An 18100-nucleotide genomic window follows, 5' to 3' on the forward strand; every position below is an offset into this window, starting at 1 on the left:
CGCTGTTCCGGTCAACCGGCGACGAAGACCTCAGTCGTCGGAGTTCAGGCGCTCGCGCAGTTCCTTGCCGGCCTTGAAGAAGGGCACCCACTTCTCCTCGACGTCCACCGCGTCGCCGGTGCGTGGGTTGCGGCCCGAGCGCGGCGGCCGGTTCTTGATGGAAAAGGCGCCGAAGCCCCGAAGCTCGACGCGGTTCGAGTCGCACAGCGCATCGGTGATCTCGTCGAACACGGCGTTGACGATGGTCTCGACGTCGCGCTGGTAGAGATGCGGGTTGCGGCTCGCGATGATCTGCACGAGTTCGGACTTGATCACGGGTAAAAGGCTCCCTCGGATCGGCAATCCCGGAACTCAACCAAAGCCGGGGCGCGATCGATCCATTAACGCAGTTTAAAAAGGTGTCGGGCGCGAAGGCAAGCCGGATTCGTCGGCGACAGCCGGCCCGCCCCTCCGCGTCAAAGGCCCGCCGGCGGCCGCCAGAGCGACATCATTCCGCCCGAGACGGAGGCGCCGGTGCCGACCACCGTCTTCGGATCGAGGCCGAAGGCGCCGAACAGCGCCGACTTCGCGCGGGCGAAGAACGGCAGGCCGTAGCCCTCGCGCTTCGGCTCGCGCTCGACGATCTCCAGCCCCTTCGGCACCTGCCGGTCGCCCTCCAGCCAACGCCGCGTCTCGTCCTCGCCGCCGATCGCGTCGACGAGCCGGTTCTGCAGCGCCTGGCGGCCGGTGAACACCGAGCCGTCGGCGAGCCGGCGCACCTCGGCGAGGTCGATCGGCCGGCGGTTGGCGACGATGCCGACGAACCATTCGTAGGAGTCCAGCACCATGCGCTGGATCATCGCCTTGGCTTCCTCCGGCGCCGGCGCGAAGGGAGAGGGCTCGGCCTTCAGCGGCGAGGACTTGATCGCGTTCACCGACACGCCGACGTTGCCGAGCAGCTGCGAGGCGTCGACATACTGGAAGATCGTGCCGATCGAGCCGACAATCGAGGTCTGGCGGGCGACGATGTGGTCGGACCCGGATGCGATGAGATAGCCGGCGGAGGCGGCGAGCGTGCCGACCTCGGCCGCGACGGGCTTCTTTTCCGCCAGCCGGCGAACGGCCTCGTAGATCGCCTCGCCGCCGACCGTGGTGCCCCCGGGGCTGTCGATCTTCAGGATCACCGCGCGCGTGTTCTTCTCCTCGCCGAGATCGCCGAGGAGCTCGATCAGGTCGTCGTCCTCGGTGATGATGCCCTCCACCGAGACGCGCGCGATCGTCTGGATCGCGCCCGCATCGCGGCGGAACAGGCCGTCGAGCCGGCCGGTGCGCGCGAGCGGCAGCGCGAGCGCGACCACGGCGGCGGCGAGGCAGAGGATGGCGGCGACGCGCCAGCGCCCGAGCTTCCGGCGCAGCCGCCGGCGGTCGATCAGTTCCTGCGCGTTGCTCAAGCCGACAGCCCGCTTACCGTTTGCTAACCGGGCGACCGATAGACTTCGGGCTCGTGCTTGCCAAGGCCGTCCGGCCTTCCCGATCCGACGCAAAAAGCCCATATTGCTTCTGCAGCTTGTGCGCGTCATCGAGGAATGCGACTGTTCCGGAACGTCATGTCGACGCCCCGGCACGCCGTCGCGCGTCCGGTGCGAGCGGCATGGCGACGGCCCCGGGAGAGGCCATAGGGAAACGGGTTCGACGCTTGAGCGGAACGGCGCAGAAGGAAAGGGCGACGCACGCGCGGACGAACGGCGATTCCGGCCGTTTCGACCGCGAGATCGGTCGCGCCCGCCGTCATACGCTGCTGGTCCGCCTCCTCCGGTTCGGCCTGCCCGCCGCGGCCGTCGCAATCGTCGCCGGGGGCGTCGTCGTCACCTGGGCGGCGCGGCGCATGCCGGAGAACGTCTCCGTCGCCGCCGCCACGATCGATTCGCGCGGCATCGTGATGCAGGACCCGCGCATGTCCGGCTTCGACCGCAACAACCGCCCCTACACGATGATCGCGGAGCGCGCGATCCAGCAACTCGGCGGCGGCCTCGTCGATCTCGAGAAGATCAAGGCGAACGTCGCGGTAAGCGATTCTTCGACTGCCGACATTGTGGCCGCCAAAGGCGCCTTCGATCAGGCCGGACAGAAGCTCCGGCTGGCGGACGACATCCATGTCCAGACCTCCGACGGCATGACCGTCAGCCTCAGCTCGGCCGACATCGATCTCAAGACCGGCTCCCTCGCGGGGCGCGGGCCGGTGGAGATCGTGTCCGACGAGCGCACCATCACCGCCGGTAGCATCGCGGTGCGCGACGGCGGCAAGGGCTTGTCTTTCGGCGAGCGCGTCCGCATGACGATCCGTCCCGCCGCCAGCCGGCGTGCCGAGGCCGACACTTCCAGCAACCTGTCCTCCGTCGACCCGGCGCGCTTCGGAGACTTTTCGAAGAACGACGTTCGATGAAGAGCATCATCACCCGTGCGGCGATCCTGCCGATCCTCCTTCTCGCCGGCCTCCAGGCCGCCGGTGCCCAGAGCTTCGGCTCGAGCTTCACCGGCCTGCAGGTGAAAGGCGACCAGCCGATCGCCATCGACGCCGACCAGCTCGACGTCGACGACCGCGAGCGGATCGCCACCTTCATCGGCAATGTCGAGGTGACGCAGGGCGACACCCTGATGAAGACCTCGAAGCTGCTCGTCTACTACACCAAGCCGCCGGCGGAAGGCGGCGCGGCGAACGGTTCCGCCAAGCCGGCGCCCGCCGCGGCGCCGACGGGCGGCGCCCTGCCGGGCGGCTCCAACCAGATCGACCGGCTGGTGGCCTCGGGCAAGGTCTATGTCCGCTCGGCCGACCAGGTGGCGACCTCCGAGGACGGCAACTTCGACATGAAGACGCAGATCGCCATCCTCACCGGCAACGTCGTGATGAGCCAGGGCGACAACGTCGCGCGCGGCGACAAGCTGACCATCCACATGGATACGGGCCAGGCGCAGCTCGGCGGCGGCGGCCGCGTGAAGATCCTCGTCGCGCCCGACGAGAACAAGGGCAATGCGCAGGGCGCCGCCGCACAGCAGCCCAAGCGGCAGAACCAAGCCCGAAACTGATGCGAGGCGAAGCGATGCGACATGCGGATGCGCAAGCGCGCGCCGCCGCGCCGCCGCGTGCCGACGCCCATCCGGGCAGCGCCGCCCGCGAAGGCTCCTCGGCCTCCGCCAGCACCGGACGGCTCGCCGCCAGCGGCCTCACCAAGGCCTATCGCGGCCGGCGCGTGGTGGACGGCGTCGACGTCTTCGTGCGGCGCGGCGAGGCCGTGGGTCTCCTCGGGCCGAACGGCGCCGGCAAGACGACCTGCTTCTACATGATCACCGGCCTCGTGCCGGTCGATTCGGGCCGGATCGAGCTCGACGGCCACGATATCACGCCGGTGCCGATGTACCGGCGGGCGCGGCTCGGCATCGGCTACCTGCCGCAGGAAGCCTCGATCTTCCGCGGCCTGTCGGTGGAGGACAACATCCGCGCCGTCCTCGAAGTGGTGGAGCCGAAGCGCTCGGAGCGCGAGGACCAGCTCACCGCCCTCCTCGAGGAATTCCATATCGAGCACTTGCGGAAAAGCCCTTCCACCGCCCTCAGCGGCGGCGAGCGGCGGCGCTGCGAGATCGCGCGGGCGCTCGCCTCGCGCCCGACCTTCATGCTGCTCGACGAGCCCTTCGCCGGCGTCGACCCGATCGCCGTCGCCGACATCAAGGGCCTCGTGCGGCACCTGACGCAGCGCGGCATCGGCGTGCTCATCACCGACCACAACGTGCGCGAGACGCTGGGGCTGATCGACCGCGCCTACATCATGCATGCCGGCGCGGTCCTGACCCACGGCACGCCGCAGGAGATCGTCGACAACGCCGACGTCCGCCGGCACTATCTCGGCGACCAGTTCACCTTCTAGAACCGTCCCCCACGCCCCGGCGCCGTTGACCATGCGGGACAAAGCCGGCCGCGCGGCGGTGGACGGCGCCTGATACGGATTGACATGCAAGGCGCGTGCCAGTCTTCTGGCGACTGGTCGCGCCCGAGGCGCGGCCTGTTTCCAGCGGTCCGGCAAGGGGCGAACGCCGCGCATGCTTCACCAGCGCCTTCAGCTTCGGCAGAGCCAATCGCTGGCGCTGACGCCGCAGCTCCTGCAGTCGATCCGGCTCCTGCAGTTCTCAGCAGCCGAACTCGCCGCCTACGTGGATGCCGAGATCGAACGCAACCCGTTCCTGAATCGGGAGGCGCAGCGCAAGGCGGGCGACCGCCCCGTCGCCGTCGGCACGACGCGACCGGCCGCCGCCGCGGCGACCGACATCCGCGCGCAGGACCTCGTTCCCGAAGCGCCGCCCTCGCTTGCCGCGCACGCGCTCAAGGAGATCGCCGAGGGCTGCCGCGACGCGGAGACCCGGCGGGTCGGCACATTCCTCGCCGGCCATCTCGACGAGGCGGGCTGGCTCGACTGCGAGCCGGACCAAGCCTCGGCGGCGCTCGGGCTCGCCCCCGCCGCCTTCGACCGGGCGCTCGTCGCCGTGCAGGACGCGGTGGAGCCGGCCGGACTCTTCGCGCGCGGGCTTGCCGACTGCCTCGCCATCCAGCTTCGCCGCCGGAACCGCCTCGATCCGGTGATGCGAACGGTTCTCGCCAACCTCGACCGCCTCGCGCGGCGCGACTTCGCCGCACTGAAGCGGCTCACCGGCGAGGACGAGGCCGGGCTGATGGAGATCCTCGCCGAGATCCGCCGGCTCGACCCGAAACCCGGTCACGGCTTCCTCTCGGACGGGCGCGAGGCGGTGGTTCCGGACGTCCTCGTGTCGGCGGCTCCGGACGGCGGCTGGGCGGTGGAGTTGAACATGAGGGCGGTGCCGCGCGTCCTCGTCGACGAGCGCTACGCCGCCCGGGTGCGGGGCGCCGCTGCGGCGAATGAGGGCTTCGTGACCGAGTCGCTGGCGACGGCCAACTGGCTCGCCCGGGCGCTCGACCAGCGGGCGCGCACGGTGCTGAAGGTCGCGGCCGAGATCGTGCGGCGGCAGGACGACTTCCTCGTGCAGGGCGTCTCCGGCCTGAAGCCAATGACGCTCGCCGCCGTCGCCGAGGCGGTGGGCTTGCACGAATCGACGGTGAGCCGCGTCACCAGCGGCAAGTACGTCGCGACCCCGCGCGGCACGTTCGAGATGAAGTTCTTCTTCACGGTGGCGATCCAGGCGACCGAGGGCGGCGAAGCGCATTCGGCGACAAGCGTCCGGCATCGCATCCGCACGCTCGTCGACGCGGAAGGGCCGTCGGGCGTCCTCTCCGACGACGACATCGCCGAGCGGCTGCGGCGCGAGGGAATCGATCTCGCCCGCCGTACGGTGGCGAAGTACCGCGAGGCGCTCGGCATCCCCTCCTCGGTGCAGCGCCGGCGCGAGATGAACGCCCGCCGGATGGCCTCCTGAGCCGCAGCTTCGCACAAAAGCGCGTTTGCCGTGTGTAGCGCAAGGATACGGACCCGGCCCTGCGCGTTGACAGGGCGTGCCGCGGTCTCCTAGAAGCCCGCCGTCCGGAACGGCCCGGCGGGCATCCGGACGAAAGAGGCCGGCACGTCACCGCGCCGCGAACCCTCGCGGCGATCCGGCAACTGCCCGCGGCGTGCGCGGGCGCAAGCAAAGGACGGGGCCGACGCGGAACAGCGGCGATCCGTCCGGGGGAGTGTCTCAGATGAGCGTTCGGGTTACGGGCAAGCACATGGATGTCGGCGAGACGTTCCGCTCCCGCATCGAGGATCGCCTCGACCAGTTCGTTTCGAAGTACTACGACGGCAACTACAGCGGCACCGTGGTGGTCTCGAAGGACGCCGCACGCTTCTGCGCCGACTGCACCATCCATCTGGATTCCGGCGTCGTCTTCCAGGCGACCGGCGAGGCCCACGACCCGGAAGCCAGCTTCGCCGATGCCTCCGAGCGCATCGAGAAGCGCCTGCGCCGCTACAAGCGCCGCCTGAAGGATCATCACGCCGGGATGAACGGGCAGCAGAACCGCGACATCGCCTATGCGGTGGTCGCCGCGCCCGGCGAGGACGATGAGGACGACGGGCTGCCCGACGACTACGCGCCGGCGATCATCGCCGAGACCTCGCTGAAGGTCGGCACCATGTCGGTGGCCGGCGCGGTGATGGAGCTCGACCGACGCGACGGACCGCTCTTCGTGTTCCGCAACGCCGGCAGCGGCGAGGTCAACATCGTCTACCGCCGCGCCGACGGAAATTTCGGCTGGGTCGACCCTTCCGCCGTCAAGACTGACGCCTGAGCGGCGTCCGGCACGGATCCCGGCGAACGCCCCGCATGACGTCCAGTCCTTCCCTCCCCACGGGCATCGCCATGGATCTCGGAGACCTCGTCGACGCGGAGGCGATCCTGCCTTCCATGAAGGCGGCGACGAAGAAGCAGGTTCTGCAGGAACTGTGCGAGAAGGCGGCGGAGCGCACCGGTCTCGCCGCCCGCGACATTCTCGACACCGTGCTGCAGCGCGAGAAGCTGGGCTCGACCGGGGTCGGCAACGGCATCGCGATCCCGCACGGCAAGCTGGGCGAGCTTGGCCGGCTCGTCGGCATCTTCGGCCGGCTGAACCGCCCCGTGGAGTTCGATGCGCTGGACGACCAGCCGGTGGACCTTGTCTTCCTGCTTCTCGCGCCGGGCGGCTCGGGAGCCGAGCATCTCAAGGCGCTGTCGAAGATCGCGCGGCTCCTGCGCAATTCCGAGACGGTCGCGCGGCTGCGCGAGTCGCGCGACGCGGCGTCGATCTACGCGCTGATGACGGAGCAGACAGCGAACCATCGCGCCGACTGACGTCGCGGCGGCAGCGGCGGAAGGCCGCGCCGCCGCGGTGGCGAGCCTCCGGCTTCCGCCGGAAGCGTCTCAGTGGATGCTGACGGTGAGAAGCTGGTTCTCGGTCGCGCTGGCGAGGATGCTGCCGCGATCGTCCGACACCGCGAGCGGCGTGCCGTCGGCGGAGAACAGCGCCCAGAGATCGAGACCGGGCTGGATCGACTGCGCCGCCGGGAAGCGGGCGCGGATGTCGTCCGAGCGCATGCGGCGGAGATAGGCCAGATGCCCTTCGCCGATCGCGGCGAGGTCGTTGGTGGAGATCGTATCGTTCATAGAGGCCATATCGGTCGTCTCCTTTCGAAGGCAAACGCTTCACCTGCGGCCGGCGCGGCCGCTAGGCTTTCCGTGTGGTTTCCGGCGTCTTCGCTGCGGCGTGCCTAGTCCGCGACCTCGATCGCGATCCGGCGCACGACCCGCTCCGGCTCGGGGCGGGCGAGATCGATCAGCAGCAGTCCGTTCTTGAGCTGCGCCCCGATGATCTGCATGCCGTCGGCGAGCAGGAAGCACTTCTGGAACTGCCGGGCCGCGATGCCGCGGTGCAGGTATTCGCGTTCCCGGTCGTCCGTCTGCCGCCCCCGGATGGTGAGCTGGCTTTCCTCGGTGGTGACTTCCAGGTCCTCGGGGCGAAACCCCGCCACCGCGAGCGTGATGCGCAGGAACGCGGCGGAGTTCTCGCCTTCGCTCGCCCGGATCCGTTCGATGTTGTAGGGCGGGTATCCGTCGCCGGCCTTGCCGATCCGCTCCAGCGTCTTCTCCACGGCGTCGAAGCCGAGCAGCAACGGGCTGGAAAAGGGCGTGACCCTGCTCATCGTGAAGTCCTTGACACAAGCGACTTGCCGGCGGGGCCCGAAGAAGCGGCACCCTCGCTCGACACTTCACGATATGGCGGTTCGCTCGGCCCACTTCAATATCCGGCCGCGCGGCCGGACGAGGAACTCGGTTGGCTGCCGGCGGCACGCGCTTCCATGGTCGCGCCAGCCCGTAAACAAAGGCTTAGCCGCACCCGCGATGGCATTTCAGCCGGCGGCCGCCGCAGTCTCACGGAAGGCGAGCACGATGCCGTTGATGCAGTGGCGCTTGCCGGTCGGCGGCGGGCCGTCGTCGAAGACGTGGCCGAGATGGCCGCCGCAGGTCGCGCAGTGCACCTCGGTGCGCGGATAGACCAGCTTGTAGTCGGTGGTCGTGCCGATGCCGCCGCCGATCTCCTGCCAGAAGCTCGGCCAGCCGGTACCTGAATCGAACTTCGTCTCGGACGCATAGACCGCCGTGTCGCAGCCGACGCAATTGTAGGTTCCGTGCTTGGCATTGTGCAGGAGATCGCTGGTGAAGGGCCGCTCCGTCGCCTCCTGCCGGAGGACCGCGAACTGGTCCGGCGTCAGTTGCTTGCGCCATTCGTCCTCGGTCTTCGTGACCGGAAAGGCCGCCTCGGCCGCACTCCGCCGCGAGCCGAAGCCGAGGCTGGCGAAGAGGCCAAGGCCGGCGATCGCCGTCGCGCTCATCAGGAAGTCTCTCCGCCGCATCGTCTCGTTCCCTCGTCGCCCGCCGACCATCCATCCCGGTACGGATGCAATTCGCTGGTTCGACGGAGGAGTTACGGCCGGCGGCGGAAAAGAATGCGGACGCGCCGATCACGCTTGCTTGAAGGCGCTTGGGTCAGTCGTCGACCCGGCCGCGGCCGCGCTTGATGCCGGAGCGTTGTTTCTTGGCGGCGAGCCGCCGCTCGACCGCGCCTTTCGAGGGCCGCGTCTTGCGGCGCGGCGGCGGCGGCGGGACGAGCGCCTTGGCGACGAGTTCGGCGAGGCGCTGGCGCGCGTCCTCGCGGTTGCGCTCTTGCGTGCGGAAGCGCGAGGCCTCGATGACGATCTCGCCGTGCTTCGTCGCACGGGCCCCGGCGAGTTTCAGGAGCCGTTCGAGGACGTCGGGCCGCAGCACGGCGGACACCGCCGCGCCGAAGCGGAGTTGCACTGCGGTCGCGACCTTGTTGACGTTCTGCCCGCCCGGCCCCCCGGCGCGGATGAAGCTCTCGGCGAGATCGCCTTCCGGGATCAGCAGCCGGGCGTTCACTCGAAGGCCTTCTTCGTCCGCCATGCGTCTCCGACCCTTCCGCCCGCTCCCGCGCGAAGGTCGAGCGAAAGGCGGCGGCAGGCAAGCGCCCGCCGCCGGATTTCGTGAACGAAGGCAGCGTTATTCCGCCGCGAGCGCGACGTCGGACACCGGCTCGAACTTCGCGAAGTTCGCCTGGAACATCGCGAGGAGCTTCGCCGCCTGTCGGTCGTAGGCCGCCCCGTCGCTCCAGGTCCCGCGCGGGTCGAGGAGGCCTGCGTCGACGCCCGGCACCGCGACCGGCACCGCGAAGCCGAAGGTCGGGTCGGCGCGGAACTCCGCCGCGTCCAGTTCGCCGCCGAGCGCCGCGGCGAGGAGCGCGCGCGTCGCCTTGATCGGCATGCGCCGGCCGGTGCCGTAGGCGCCGCCCGTCCAGCCGGTGTTCACCAGCCAGCAGCGGACGCCGTGCTCGGCCACGAGTTCCTTCAGGAGGCCGCCGTAGACCGCCGGGTGGCGCGTGATGAACGGCGCCCCGAAGCAGGTGGAGAAGGTCGCCTGCGGCTCCGTCACGCCTTTCTCGGTGCCGGCGATCTTGGCGGTGTAGCCGGACAGGAAGTGCATCATCGCCTCGTCCGGCGTCAGCCGCGCGATCGGCGGCATGACGCCGAAGGCGTCGGCCGTCAGCATCACGATGTTCGTGGGGTGCGGCGCGCGCCCCGTGGCGCTGGCGTTCGGGATGGCGTCCAGCGGATAGGCGGCGCGGGTGTTCTCGGTCAGCGACCCGTCGTCGAGGTCGGGCACCCGGCCGGGGCCGAGCACGACGTTCTCGAGCACCGTGCCGAAGCGGCGCGTCGCCGCGAAGATCTCCGGCTCGGCTTCCGCCGACAGGCGGATCGTCTTGGCGTAGCAGCCGCCTTCGAAGTTGAAGACGCCGTCCTCGCTCCAGCCGTGCTCGTCGTCGCCGACGAGGGTGCGCGAGGGATCGGCGGAGAGCGTCGTCTTGCCGGTGCCCGAGAGCCCGAAGAACACCGTCGTGTCGCCGGCGGGACCGACATTCGCCGAGGCGTGCATCGGCAGGATGCCCTTCTCCGGCAGGAGGTGGTTGAGGACGGTGAACACCGACTTCTTCATCTCGCCGGCATAGGACGTGCCGCCGATCAGCACGATCTTGCGCGTCAGGTCGCAGGCGATCACCGTTTCCGTCCGGCAGCCGTGCCGTTCGGGATCGGCCCGGAAGCTCGGCAGGTCGATGATCGTCAGTTCCGCCTCGAAGCGACGCACCTCGTCCTCGCTCGGGCGGATCAGCAGGTTGCGGATGAAGAGGGCGTGCCAGGCGAACTCGGTGACGACGCGCGTCCTGATCGCGGTCGCAGGGTCGGCGCCGCCGACGAGGTCCTGCACGAAGAGGTCGCGCCCGGCGATGTGGTGCTTGAAGTCGGCATAGAGCCGCTCGAAGGCAGCCTCGCTCATCGGGCGGTTGCCGTCCCACCAGACCGCGTCCTCGCTGGCCGCGTCGCGCACCACGTGCTTGTCGGCGGCCGAGCGGCCGGTATGGATGCCGGTCGTCACCGCCAGCGCGCCGTGGGCGGTGAGCCGGCCCTCGCCGCGCCGGACCGCCGCCTCGACGAGTTCCGCCTCGCCGAGATTCCAGGCGACGGCAGCCGGCTCGGCGAAGCCCATCGATTCCCAGTCGCGATACGGGTTGCAAACCCCCGACTCGTTCGTCCGGCTCATGGCGTCCCCTTCGGCTCGACCTTTTGGATGGCGCGAAATTATTGACCGCGATCAGTCAAAGCAAGTCGAAATCAAGTATTTCATAATATTAAACGATTGAATTATTTCGCCCGCAAATCGAATCGTTTGAAACCGCAGCTTCAATCGGTTCGCGTTCCGGGAGCAGTCCCGACGACGTGTCGCACGCGGAAGGGAGCGGCAGCTTTTTCCGGTTTCGAGCGTTCACGGTGCGACAACGGCCGGCTTGGAGCCGGCGAAACGAGCACGGGAAGTCTCAGGCATGGCGGAGAACGCGAGCGACAAGTTCTGGGAAATGGTGGAGGATTTCGACACCTGCATGGTGGTGACGCGCTCCGGCGGCACGCTGAGGGCCCGGCCCATGGCCCCCTACATCTCGGAGGAGCGGCGTGAACTCCTGTTCCTGACCGACCGGAACACCCACAAGGTCGAGGAGATCGAGGCCGACGATCAGGTGGCGCTGACCTTCTCCAAGCACGGCTCCTACGTCTCCGTGAGCGGGCGGGCGCGCGTTTCCACCGACCGCGCCCTGGTGAAGAGCATCTGGACGCCGGAAGCCGAAGCCTGGATGCCGCAGGGGCCGGACGACCCGAGCGTCGCGGTCCTGGTGATCGACCCGGACGGCGCCGAACTCTGGGACGTGACGTCGAACAAGGTCAAGCAGGCGTGGGAATTCGCCAAGGCCTATCTCGGCGACAAGGATCGGCCGGACACGACCGAGTATCGCAAGGTCAAGCTCTGACGCTCTCGTGAGGAAAACGGGGATATCCTTGCCGGGGCACCGTTCCGCGGCATGGATTCCTTTCCGTTTCGTAATATTCTCCGAAATTCTTCTTGCGTCCGAGCCGCTTCACGTGAAATGAAGCGCGGGTCAGGTTCCGGTCCCCGGCGGATCGGCGCTTCCATCGCCGCCGGACGCACGGTGTTCCGCCGTTTTTCCGGACGAACATGCTGGACGCTTCGGCCCGATCCGACCGTCCGAGCCCGGGCGGATCGCGATCCGGCCGGCGTTGCAGGAGAACGAGCATGCCGACTATCGCCCTCGTCGACGACGACCGGAACATTCTGACCTCCGTGTCGATCGCGCTCGAGAACGAAGGCTATCGCGTCGAGACCTACACGGACGGCGCGTCCGCGCTCGAAGGCCTGCAGTCGCGCCCGCCGCATCTCGCGATCTTCGACATCAAGATGCCGCGCATGGACGGGATGGAACTGCTCCGGCGCCTGCGCCAGAAGTCGGACCTGCCGGTGATCTTCCTGACCTCCAAGGACGAGGAGATCGACGAACTCTTCGGCCTGAAGATGGGCGCCGACGACTACATCCGCAAACCCTTCTCGCAGCGGCTTCTCGTCGAGCGCGTCCGGGCGGTGCTGCGGCGCGGCCTGCCGAAGGACGCGGCCAAGCTCGCCCCCTCGCCGGAAGCCTCGCTGGAGCGCGGGCAACTCGTGATGGACCAGGAGCGGCACACCTGCACCTGGAAGGCCCAAGCCGTGACGCTCACCGTCACGGAATTCCTGATCCTTCATTCGCTGGCGCAGCGACCGGGCGTGGTGAAGAGCCGCGACGCGCTGATGGACGCCGCCTACGACGAGCAGGTCTATGTCGACGACCGCACGATCGACAGCCACATCAAGCGCCTGCGCAAGAAGTTCAAGGCGATCGACGACGACTTCGACATGATCGAGACGCTCTACGGCGTCGGCTATCGCTTCCGGGAAATCTGAGCGGAAAGGCGGGGCACGGAACCGGCCGCGTCAAGGCTGAATGGTCGCAGGTTTCGACATCGATTCGCGTGAGCGCGCCTCCATGCGGCGGAAGCGCCGCCGCGCGCTGGCGCGGGCGCGAATCCGCCGGATCCCCATCGTCGGCCGCCTCTATCTCGGCACGCGCGGCCTCCTCGACCATTCGATCTTCTCGTCCCTCACGCGCCGGATCGTCTTCCTCAACCTCGTCGCGCTGATCGTCCTCGTTTCCGGCATCCTCTACCTGAACCAGTTCCGTGCCGGCCTGATCGACGCGCGGGTGGAGAGCCTCCTCACGCAGGGCGAGATCATCGCCAGCGCCATCGCCTCCTCGGCGACCGTCGACACCAACTCGATCACGCTCGATCCCGAGAAGCTCCTCGAGCTCCAAGCCGGCGCGACGCTGCAGCCGAACGCGGAAAGCACCGACAGCCTCGATTTCCCGATCAATCCGGAGCGCGTCGCGCCGCTGCTCCGCCGCCTGATCTCGCCGACGCGCACCAGGGCGCGCCTCTACGACCGCGACGCGAACCTCATTCTCGACTCGCGCCACCTCTATTCGCGCGGTCAGATCCTGCGCTACGACCTGCCGCCCGTCGCCGACGAGGAGGAGAGCGTCGCCGCGCGAGGCATGGACTGGCTGCGCCGCCACGTCTTCCAGCGCTCCGACCTGCCGCTCTATTCCGAGACGCCCGGCGGCTCCGGCTCCTCCTATCCGGAAGTGGTGAACGCGCTGACCGGCAGTCCCGCGACGATCGTGCGCGTCACCGACCGGGGCGAGCTCATCGTCTCGGTCGCCGTGCCGATCCAGCGCTTCCGCGCGATCCTCGGCGTCCTGCTCCTGTCGACGCAAGGCTCCGACATCGACAAGATCGTCCAGGCCGAGCGGATGGCGATCGTCCGCACCTTCGCGGTCGCCGCCTTCGTGACGGTGGTCCTGTCGATCCTCCTCGCCTCCACCATCGCGACACCGCTCCGCCGCCTGTCGGCCGCGGCGATCCGGGTGAAGCGCTCGGTGAAGGCGCGCGAGGAGATCCCGGATTTCGGCGACCGCTCCGACGAGGTCGGCAATCTCGCCTCGGCGCTGCGCGAGATGACCGGGGCGCTGTACCGGCGGATGGACGCGATCGAGAGCTTCGCGGCCGACGTCAGCCACGAGTTGAAGAACCCGCTGACCTCGCTCCGCAGCGCCGTCGAGACCCTGCCGCTCGCCCGCAACGAGAACTCCAAGACGCGGCTTCTCCAAGTGATCGAGCACGACGTGCGCCGTCTCGACCGGCTGATCACCGACATCTCCGACGCCTCCCGCCTCGACGCCGAGCTCGCCCGCGAGGCGGCGAACCGGATCGACCTCGCCGCCCTCCTCGGCTCGGTGGTGGACGGCGCGCGCGCCCATACCAAGGAAGGCTGGAACCTCGCGATCGACTTCGAGCCGGCGCCGCTGCCGCCGGGCCGCACATTCGCGATCTCCGGCCACGACCTCCGCCTCAGCCAAGTCTTCACCAACCTCGTCGACAACGCCCGCTCCTTCGTCCCGATGGAAGGCGGCCGCATCCTCGTCCAGCTTCGCCGCTCCGGCTCGCAGGTCGTCGTCACCGTCGACGACAACGGGCCGGGCATCCGCGCCGAAGACATCGAGCGCATCTTCGAGCGCTTCTATACCGACCGTCCGGCGGCCGAGGCCTTCGGGCAGAATTCCGGGCTCGGCCTGTCGATCTCGCGCCAGATCGTGGAAGCCCACGGCGGCACGCTGGAAGCGGAAAACCTCGGCTCCGGCTCGCCTTCGGGCCTTGCCGGGGCGCGCTTCACCGTGCGCCTGCCGGCCGAATGAGCGAGGGCGCGCCGAACCATCACGGCACCGCCATCGCGGTCGGCGAGGCTGGCATCCTGATCCGCGGATCGGCGCGCTCCGGCAAGTCGTCGCTCGCCTTCGCGGCGCTCCGCCGCGCCGAGCTCCTCGGGGTTCCGGCTTTTCTCGTCGCCGACGACCAGGTGCTCCTCGACCGGGTGGGGGAGCGGGTGCGCGCGAGGGCGCCGGCGTCGATCCGCGGCCTCATCGAAGTCTCCGGGGTCGGCATCCTGCCGGAGCCCACGGTCGACGAGGTCGTCCTGACGCTCCTCGTCGACCTCGCCGAGCCGGCCGCGATCGAGCGCCTGCCGGCGAGCGGCAGCGCGACGCTGCTCGGGCTTACGCTCCGCCGCGTCGTCCTGCCGGCGCGGCAGGCCCCGTTCGGCGCCGACATCCTGCAGGGGATCGCGATGCGCCCGAACGCGGCAGCGTTAACGAAGAGTTGACGAAACCCTTGCTCAATGACGCTGGAAGCGCTCCAACCTGCCGCGCCGTTGCGAACGCCGAGGGACTGTTGCATCATCACCGGCCACAGGCGCGAGACGTTCAGCGGTTCGCGTCTCGCGGAAAAGGCGGCGCATCGCTATCTCTCGGACGGCAGCGGTCGCATGCTGCCGGACATCACCATCCACCGGAAGGCCGCATGCCCGACCACCATCGGCGATCCTGTCGACGCGAAGACGCCGCAGCGAGAAGCATGACCGCCGCCACGAAGCAGCGCGCGGGCGGCCCGCGATGATCGGCATCGTTCTCGTCACGCACGGCCGCCTCGCGGACGAGTTCCGCCTGGCGGTGGAGCATGTCGTCGGCCCGCAATCGGCCTTCGAGACGATCTCGATCGGCCCCGAGGACGACATGGAGCAGCGGCGCAGCGACATCATCGCCGCGGTGAACCGCGCCGACCGCGACCGGGGCGTCATCATCGTCACCGACATGTTCGGCGGCACGCCATCGAACCTCGCGATCTCGGTGATGGACGGGACGCGCGTCGACGTCCTCGCCGGCATGAACCTGCCGATGCTGATCAAGCTCGCTAGCCTTCGCGCCGATGGCGAGATGGCCGAGGTGCTGCGCTGCGCCCAGGAAGCCGGCCGGAAATACATCAATGTCGCAAGCCGCATCCTCAACGGACAATGACGATGGGTTGCGCGCGACATCGCGGCCGCGGGGCCGCCCTTTGACGCCCCCGGACGAAGCCGGCGCGTCGTCGCTCTTCCGCACGCTGCCGATCGTCAACCGGCGGGGCCTCCATGCCCGTGCCTCGGCGAAGTTCGTGCAGGTGGCCGAGAAGTTCGACGCCGAGATCACCGTGACGCGCGACGGCATGAGCGTCGGCGGCCAGTCGATCATGGGCCTGATGATGCTGGCGGCCGGTATCGGCACCACGATCGACGTCGCGGCCTCGGGCCCGCAGGCGGCGGATGCGCTGGACGCGATCGAGCGCCTCGTCGCCGACCGCTTCGGCGAGGAGGCCTGAAGGTCGCGGACCCGCTCGTCCCGGGTCACGGGTAGGGCGTGCCGTCCTTGCGAACGAAGCGTCCGTCGGCGTTCGAGCTCATCATGTCGACGTCCGAGCAGACGGTGGTGTCGTCGCGGTGCCGCGACCCGATCTCCAGATAGACCGCATCGCGGTTCGAGCGGTTGACCATGTGATGGCCGTTTCCGGTGCCTTTTGGAAAGGCCGCGGCGTCGCCGGCCCGCAGGACCGTCTCGCCTTCGTCCTCGATCAGCACGAGTTCGCCTTCGAGGAGGAAGACCAGTTCGTCCTCCAGCGAATGCCAATGGCGCTGGCTGGACCACTCGCCCGGCGGCAGGCGAGTGAGGTTGACTCCGAAATCGGTCAGGCCGCCGGCGTCGCCGAGGCGCTGACGCAGGCGGTTGGCGGTGCGGGCCGCGAAGGGTTCCGGATAGCCGACGCCCTTGCGGGACGGCACCGCGGCGATCTCGATCTTCGGCATGCCGCATCTCCTTCCGGATCCGAACGTGGTCGAGAGGAGCTCGAACCGTCTTCGAGCCGAGCGCCTCTAGGGTGCCTTCGCGGCGAGAACCCGGCGCCAGAGTTCGGCCGCTTCCTGCCGCGCCGCGTCGAGCGGCAGGGCGAGCCGCCGGTCGCCCGCCGCAAGCGTCAGGTCGTCGCGCAGGGAGGCCGCCAGCCGGTCGCCGCCCGCCGCCGCGACGTCCGCGAGCGCGAAGGCGCGCACCATGCTGAGCGGCCGGCGCGTCCCGTCGTAGTGATCGAAGGCGAGCTTGCGCAAGGCCCGCCAGTCGCGCGCGGCGATGGCTCGCGTCTCTTCCGCTTCCGAGACGCGTCCCGCCTCGCTGCCGCGCCATTCGGCGAGCGCCTGCGCCTCCGCCTCGGCGAGCGCCTGCCCCGGCAGGAAGGCCGTGGCGCGCGCCAGCACCGCGTCCGGCACGATCCGGCCGCGGGTGCGGGCGAGCGTCAGGATGACATAGGCGTCCGCCGCGTTCGCCGCGGTCAGCGATGCCGCCGGGTCGGCGATCATGCCGTCCACCGCGATCTCGCTCGCGCCGGGCTTTCCCGCCGCGGTGTCGGCGAGCGCCAGCGCGACGCCGCGCCCGACGTCGCGCGGCACGCCGAGCCCGTCCACCAGCCGGCGCGCCAGCGGCACGGAGCCGCCGGCGTCCGGCACCGCATCCGGGTCGACCAGCGCCGTCCGCCCGATCGGCTCGGTCGCGACGGTCGGGTTCAGGCGCACGAGGACGGCCTCGTCGACCGCGCCATCCTTCAGGAGGTCGAGCGGCACCGGCTCGGCCGGTTCGAGCAGGAGTTCGATGCGCTTCGGATCGCCGAGGAAGCGGCCGGCCACCTCGCCCCAGCCGTCGGCGCGCCGCACGAACTCCGGGCTCACGCCGCCGGGGAGACCGGCGACGTATCCCGCCAGCAGCGGCCGCGCGAGCGCGGCGGCGGTCGCCTGCATCTGCTCGCCGCCCATGTTCTGCTCGCGGCCGATCGCCTCGAACAGCGGTTTCGCCAATCCGGCATCCTCGTAGGTGAAACGGACCCGGCCGAGCGAGCCGAGCACCTCCGGCTGATCGCCGCCGATTCCCGCCGCCTCGCCGAGCGGCGCGAGGATGTGGAAGCCTTTCAGCTCGGCCTCGAGGTCGGCGCGCCCGATCCGGTCGAAGTCCAGCGACGCGGCGACGGTCAGGTCGGCATTGGCGAAGAAGTCCGCCGCGAGATAGACGTCGCCCCGCACCACCTCGCTGTCGAGGCGCCGCAGCGCGTCGCGGAACTCCGGATCGACCGGCAGGCGGCGGGTGTCCACCTCCAGCCCCTGCAGCAGCGTCGCGCTCGGCCCGAGGCGAAGTTGCGCGACCCGCGCGTCGAACGGCCCCCGGTGCAGCCGCAGGCCCGCCACGACGAAGTTCCGGCGCACCGGATCGTAGGCGCGCGTGTCGTAGGTGATCGCCACCACGGTGCGCAGGCTGGAGACCGCGAGGTCGAACAGGTAGGGCGAATAGGGCAGCACCGCCTCGCTCAGCGAATCCGGCATCGGAGCCGCGACGGCGGGCGCCACCGCGCCGCCCGCGTCCTGCGCTAGCGCCGTTCCAGCCGCCGCGAAGGAGATGGCGGCCGCGAGCATCGCCGCGCCGCCTCCCCCGCTGAAGGATCCGCCATCTGCCCGTGCGATGGCGCGGTTTCTCATGCCGGCACTCTCCCCTCGCCGAGCCCGACTCCCCCGCCGGGCGTTCCCCGCAAGCTCTAGCCCGGATCGGAACCGACGCGAAACCCTGCCGCCGCGACCGGAAAAGGCATATAAAGATATCCTTATATGTTCTTGCGGCAGGTTCGTACGGCTGCTAATCAGCCGACGATCCGATTTCCCGCACGCGCGCCTTCGCCGG

The 18100-nt window shown here is 69.6% G+C and carries 22 protein-coding genes; 13 read left to right on the plus strand and 9 right to left on the minus strand.

Annotated elements, in window-relative coordinates:
• Positions 1-30: 30 nt before the first annotated feature.
• Positions 31-315, minus strand: coding sequence for an integration host factor subunit beta (locus F6X38_RS01965; RefSeq protein ID WP_150967843.1), 285 nt, complete (start codon positions 313-315; stop codon positions 31-33).
• Between the two features lie 140 nt (positions 316-455).
• Entirely contained in the window at positions 456-1430 is a 975-nt protein-coding gene (gene sppA / locus F6X38_RS01970) for a signal peptide peptidase SppA (protein WP_246191138.1), read from the minus strand.
• A 245-nt stretch (positions 1431-1675) separates the two neighbouring features.
• On the opposite strand from sppA, the gene lptC reads away from it, so the two are divergent.
• From lptC to ptsN, 6 genes are all read left to right on the plus strand, one after another.
• Positions 1676-2422 (plus strand): LPS export ABC transporter periplasmic protein LptC, encoded by a 747-nt coding sequence (gene lptC / locus F6X38_RS01975; protein WP_161992583.1) that lies wholly within the window; start codon positions 1676-1678, stop codon positions 2420-2422.
• Entirely contained in the window at positions 2419-3063 is a 645-nt protein-coding gene (locus tag F6X38_RS01980; RefSeq protein ID WP_150967846.1) for an LptA/OstA family protein, read from the plus strand. The genes lptC and F6X38_RS01980 overlap by 4 nt, the downstream gene beginning before the upstream one ends.
• Before the next feature lie 14 nt (positions 3064-3077).
• A complete protein-coding gene (lptB, locus tag F6X38_RS01985; protein WP_150967847.1) occupies positions 3078-3899 on the plus strand; it encodes an LPS export ABC transporter ATP-binding protein in 822 nt (273 codons plus the stop codon).
• Positions 3900-4071: 172 nt separating this feature from the next.
• Positions 4072-5418, plus strand: a complete 1347-nt coding sequence (gene rpoN, locus F6X38_RS01990; protein WP_150967848.1) for an RNA polymerase factor sigma-54 — start codon at positions 4072-4074, stop codon at positions 5416-5418.
• Positions 5419-5680: 262 nt separating this feature from the next.
• On the plus strand, positions 5681-6268 hold the full coding sequence (gene hpf, locus F6X38_RS01995; protein WP_150967849.1) for a ribosome hibernation-promoting factor, HPF/YfiA family: 588 nt from the start codon (positions 5681-5683) through the stop codon (positions 6266-6268).
• A gap of 71 nt (positions 6269-6339) precedes the next feature.
• Complete coding sequence (ptsN, locus tag F6X38_RS02000; protein WP_150967987.1) at positions 6340-6807, plus strand: PTS IIA-like nitrogen regulatory protein PtsN; 468 nt, start codon at positions 6340-6342, stop codon at positions 6805-6807.
• Between the two features lie 69 nt (positions 6808-6876).
• Here the strand turns inward: ptsN and F6X38_RS02005 are convergent, their stop codons facing one another.
• From F6X38_RS02005 to F6X38_RS02025, 5 genes are all read right to left on the minus strand, one after another.
• Positions 6877-7128 carry a BQ00720 family protein gene (locus F6X38_RS02005; RefSeq protein WP_150967850.1) on the minus strand — a complete coding sequence of 84 codons (252 nt, stop codon included), beginning with the start codon at positions 7126-7128 and terminating at the stop codon, positions 6877-6879.
• Positions 7129-7223: 95 nt separating this feature from the next.
• Positions 7224-7655 (minus strand): Hsp20 family protein, encoded by a 432-nt coding sequence (locus tag F6X38_RS02010; RefSeq protein WP_150967851.1) that lies wholly within the window; start codon positions 7653-7655, stop codon positions 7224-7226.
• A gap of 207 nt (positions 7656-7862) precedes the next feature.
• Positions 7863-8366 (minus strand): peptide-methionine (R)-S-oxide reductase MsrB, encoded by a 504-nt coding sequence (gene msrB / locus F6X38_RS02015; RefSeq protein ID WP_150967852.1) that lies wholly within the window; start codon positions 8364-8366, stop codon positions 7863-7865.
• A 133-nt stretch (positions 8367-8499) separates the two neighbouring features.
• On the minus strand, positions 8500-8934 hold the full coding sequence (gene arfB / locus F6X38_RS02020) for an alternative ribosome rescue aminoacyl-tRNA hydrolase ArfB (protein WP_150967853.1): 435 nt from the start codon (positions 8932-8934) through the stop codon (positions 8500-8502).
• A 96-nt stretch (positions 8935-9030) separates the two neighbouring features.
• Positions 9031-10623: a phosphoenolpyruvate carboxykinase gene (locus F6X38_RS02025; RefSeq protein ID WP_150967854.1), complete on the minus strand. Its 1593-nt coding sequence runs from the start codon at positions 10621-10623 to the stop codon at positions 9031-9033.
• A gap of 280 nt (positions 10624-10903) precedes the next feature.
• Between F6X38_RS02025 and F6X38_RS02030 the strand changes: the two genes are divergently transcribed.
• From F6X38_RS02030 to F6X38_RS02060, 7 genes are all read left to right on the plus strand, one after another.
• A complete protein-coding gene (locus tag F6X38_RS02030; protein WP_150967855.1) occupies positions 10904-11383 on the plus strand; it encodes a pyridoxamine 5'-phosphate oxidase family protein in 480 nt (159 codons plus the stop codon).
• Positions 11384-11667: 284 nt separating this feature from the next.
• Complete coding sequence (locus F6X38_RS02035) at positions 11668-12366, plus strand: response regulator transcription factor (protein ID WP_150967856.1); 699 nt, start codon at positions 11668-11670, stop codon at positions 12364-12366.
• A 40-nt stretch (positions 12367-12406) separates the two neighbouring features.
• Positions 12407-14215 (plus strand): sensor histidine kinase, encoded by a 1809-nt coding sequence (locus tag F6X38_RS02040; RefSeq protein ID WP_150967857.1) that lies wholly within the window; start codon positions 12407-12409, stop codon positions 14213-14215.
• Entirely contained in the window at positions 14212-14679 is a 468-nt protein-coding gene (locus F6X38_RS02045; RefSeq protein WP_150967858.1) for an HPr kinase/phosphorylase, read from the plus strand. Before F6X38_RS02040 ends, F6X38_RS02045 begins: the two co-directional genes overlap by 4 nt.
• 15 nt (positions 14680-14694) lie before the next feature.
• Positions 14695-14934 (plus strand): hypothetical protein, encoded by a 240-nt coding sequence (locus F6X38_RS02050; protein ID WP_150967859.1) that lies wholly within the window; start codon positions 14695-14697, stop codon positions 14932-14934.
• A 34-nt stretch (positions 14935-14968) separates the two neighbouring features.
• Positions 14969-15370 carry a PTS sugar transporter subunit IIA gene (locus F6X38_RS02055; protein WP_150967860.1) on the plus strand — a complete coding sequence of 134 codons (402 nt, stop codon included), beginning with the start codon at positions 14969-14971 and terminating at the stop codon, positions 15368-15370.
• A gap of 40 nt (positions 15371-15410) precedes the next feature.
• On the plus strand, positions 15411-15710 hold the full coding sequence (locus F6X38_RS02060; protein WP_246191139.1) for an HPr family phosphocarrier protein: 300 nt from the start codon (positions 15411-15413) through the stop codon (positions 15708-15710).
• A 25-nt stretch (positions 15711-15735) separates the two neighbouring features.
• Here F6X38_RS02060 and F6X38_RS02065 read toward each other — a convergent pair whose 3' ends face one another.
• Positions 15736-16191, minus strand: a complete 456-nt coding sequence (locus tag F6X38_RS02065; RefSeq protein WP_150967862.1) for a cupin domain-containing protein — start codon at positions 16189-16191, stop codon at positions 15736-15738.
• A gap of 66 nt (positions 16192-16257) precedes the next feature.
• Positions 16258-17901 carry a hypothetical protein gene (locus tag F6X38_RS02070; protein WP_161992584.1) on the minus strand — a complete coding sequence of 548 codons (1644 nt, stop codon included), beginning with the start codon at positions 17899-17901 and terminating at the stop codon, positions 16258-16260.
• Positions 17902-18100: the final 199 nt, after the last annotated feature.

The organism is Plantimonas leprariae (genome assembly GCF_008802405.1).
GTDB lineage: Bacteria > Pseudomonadota > Alphaproteobacteria > Rhizobiales > Rhizobiaceae > Plantimonas > Plantimonas leprariae.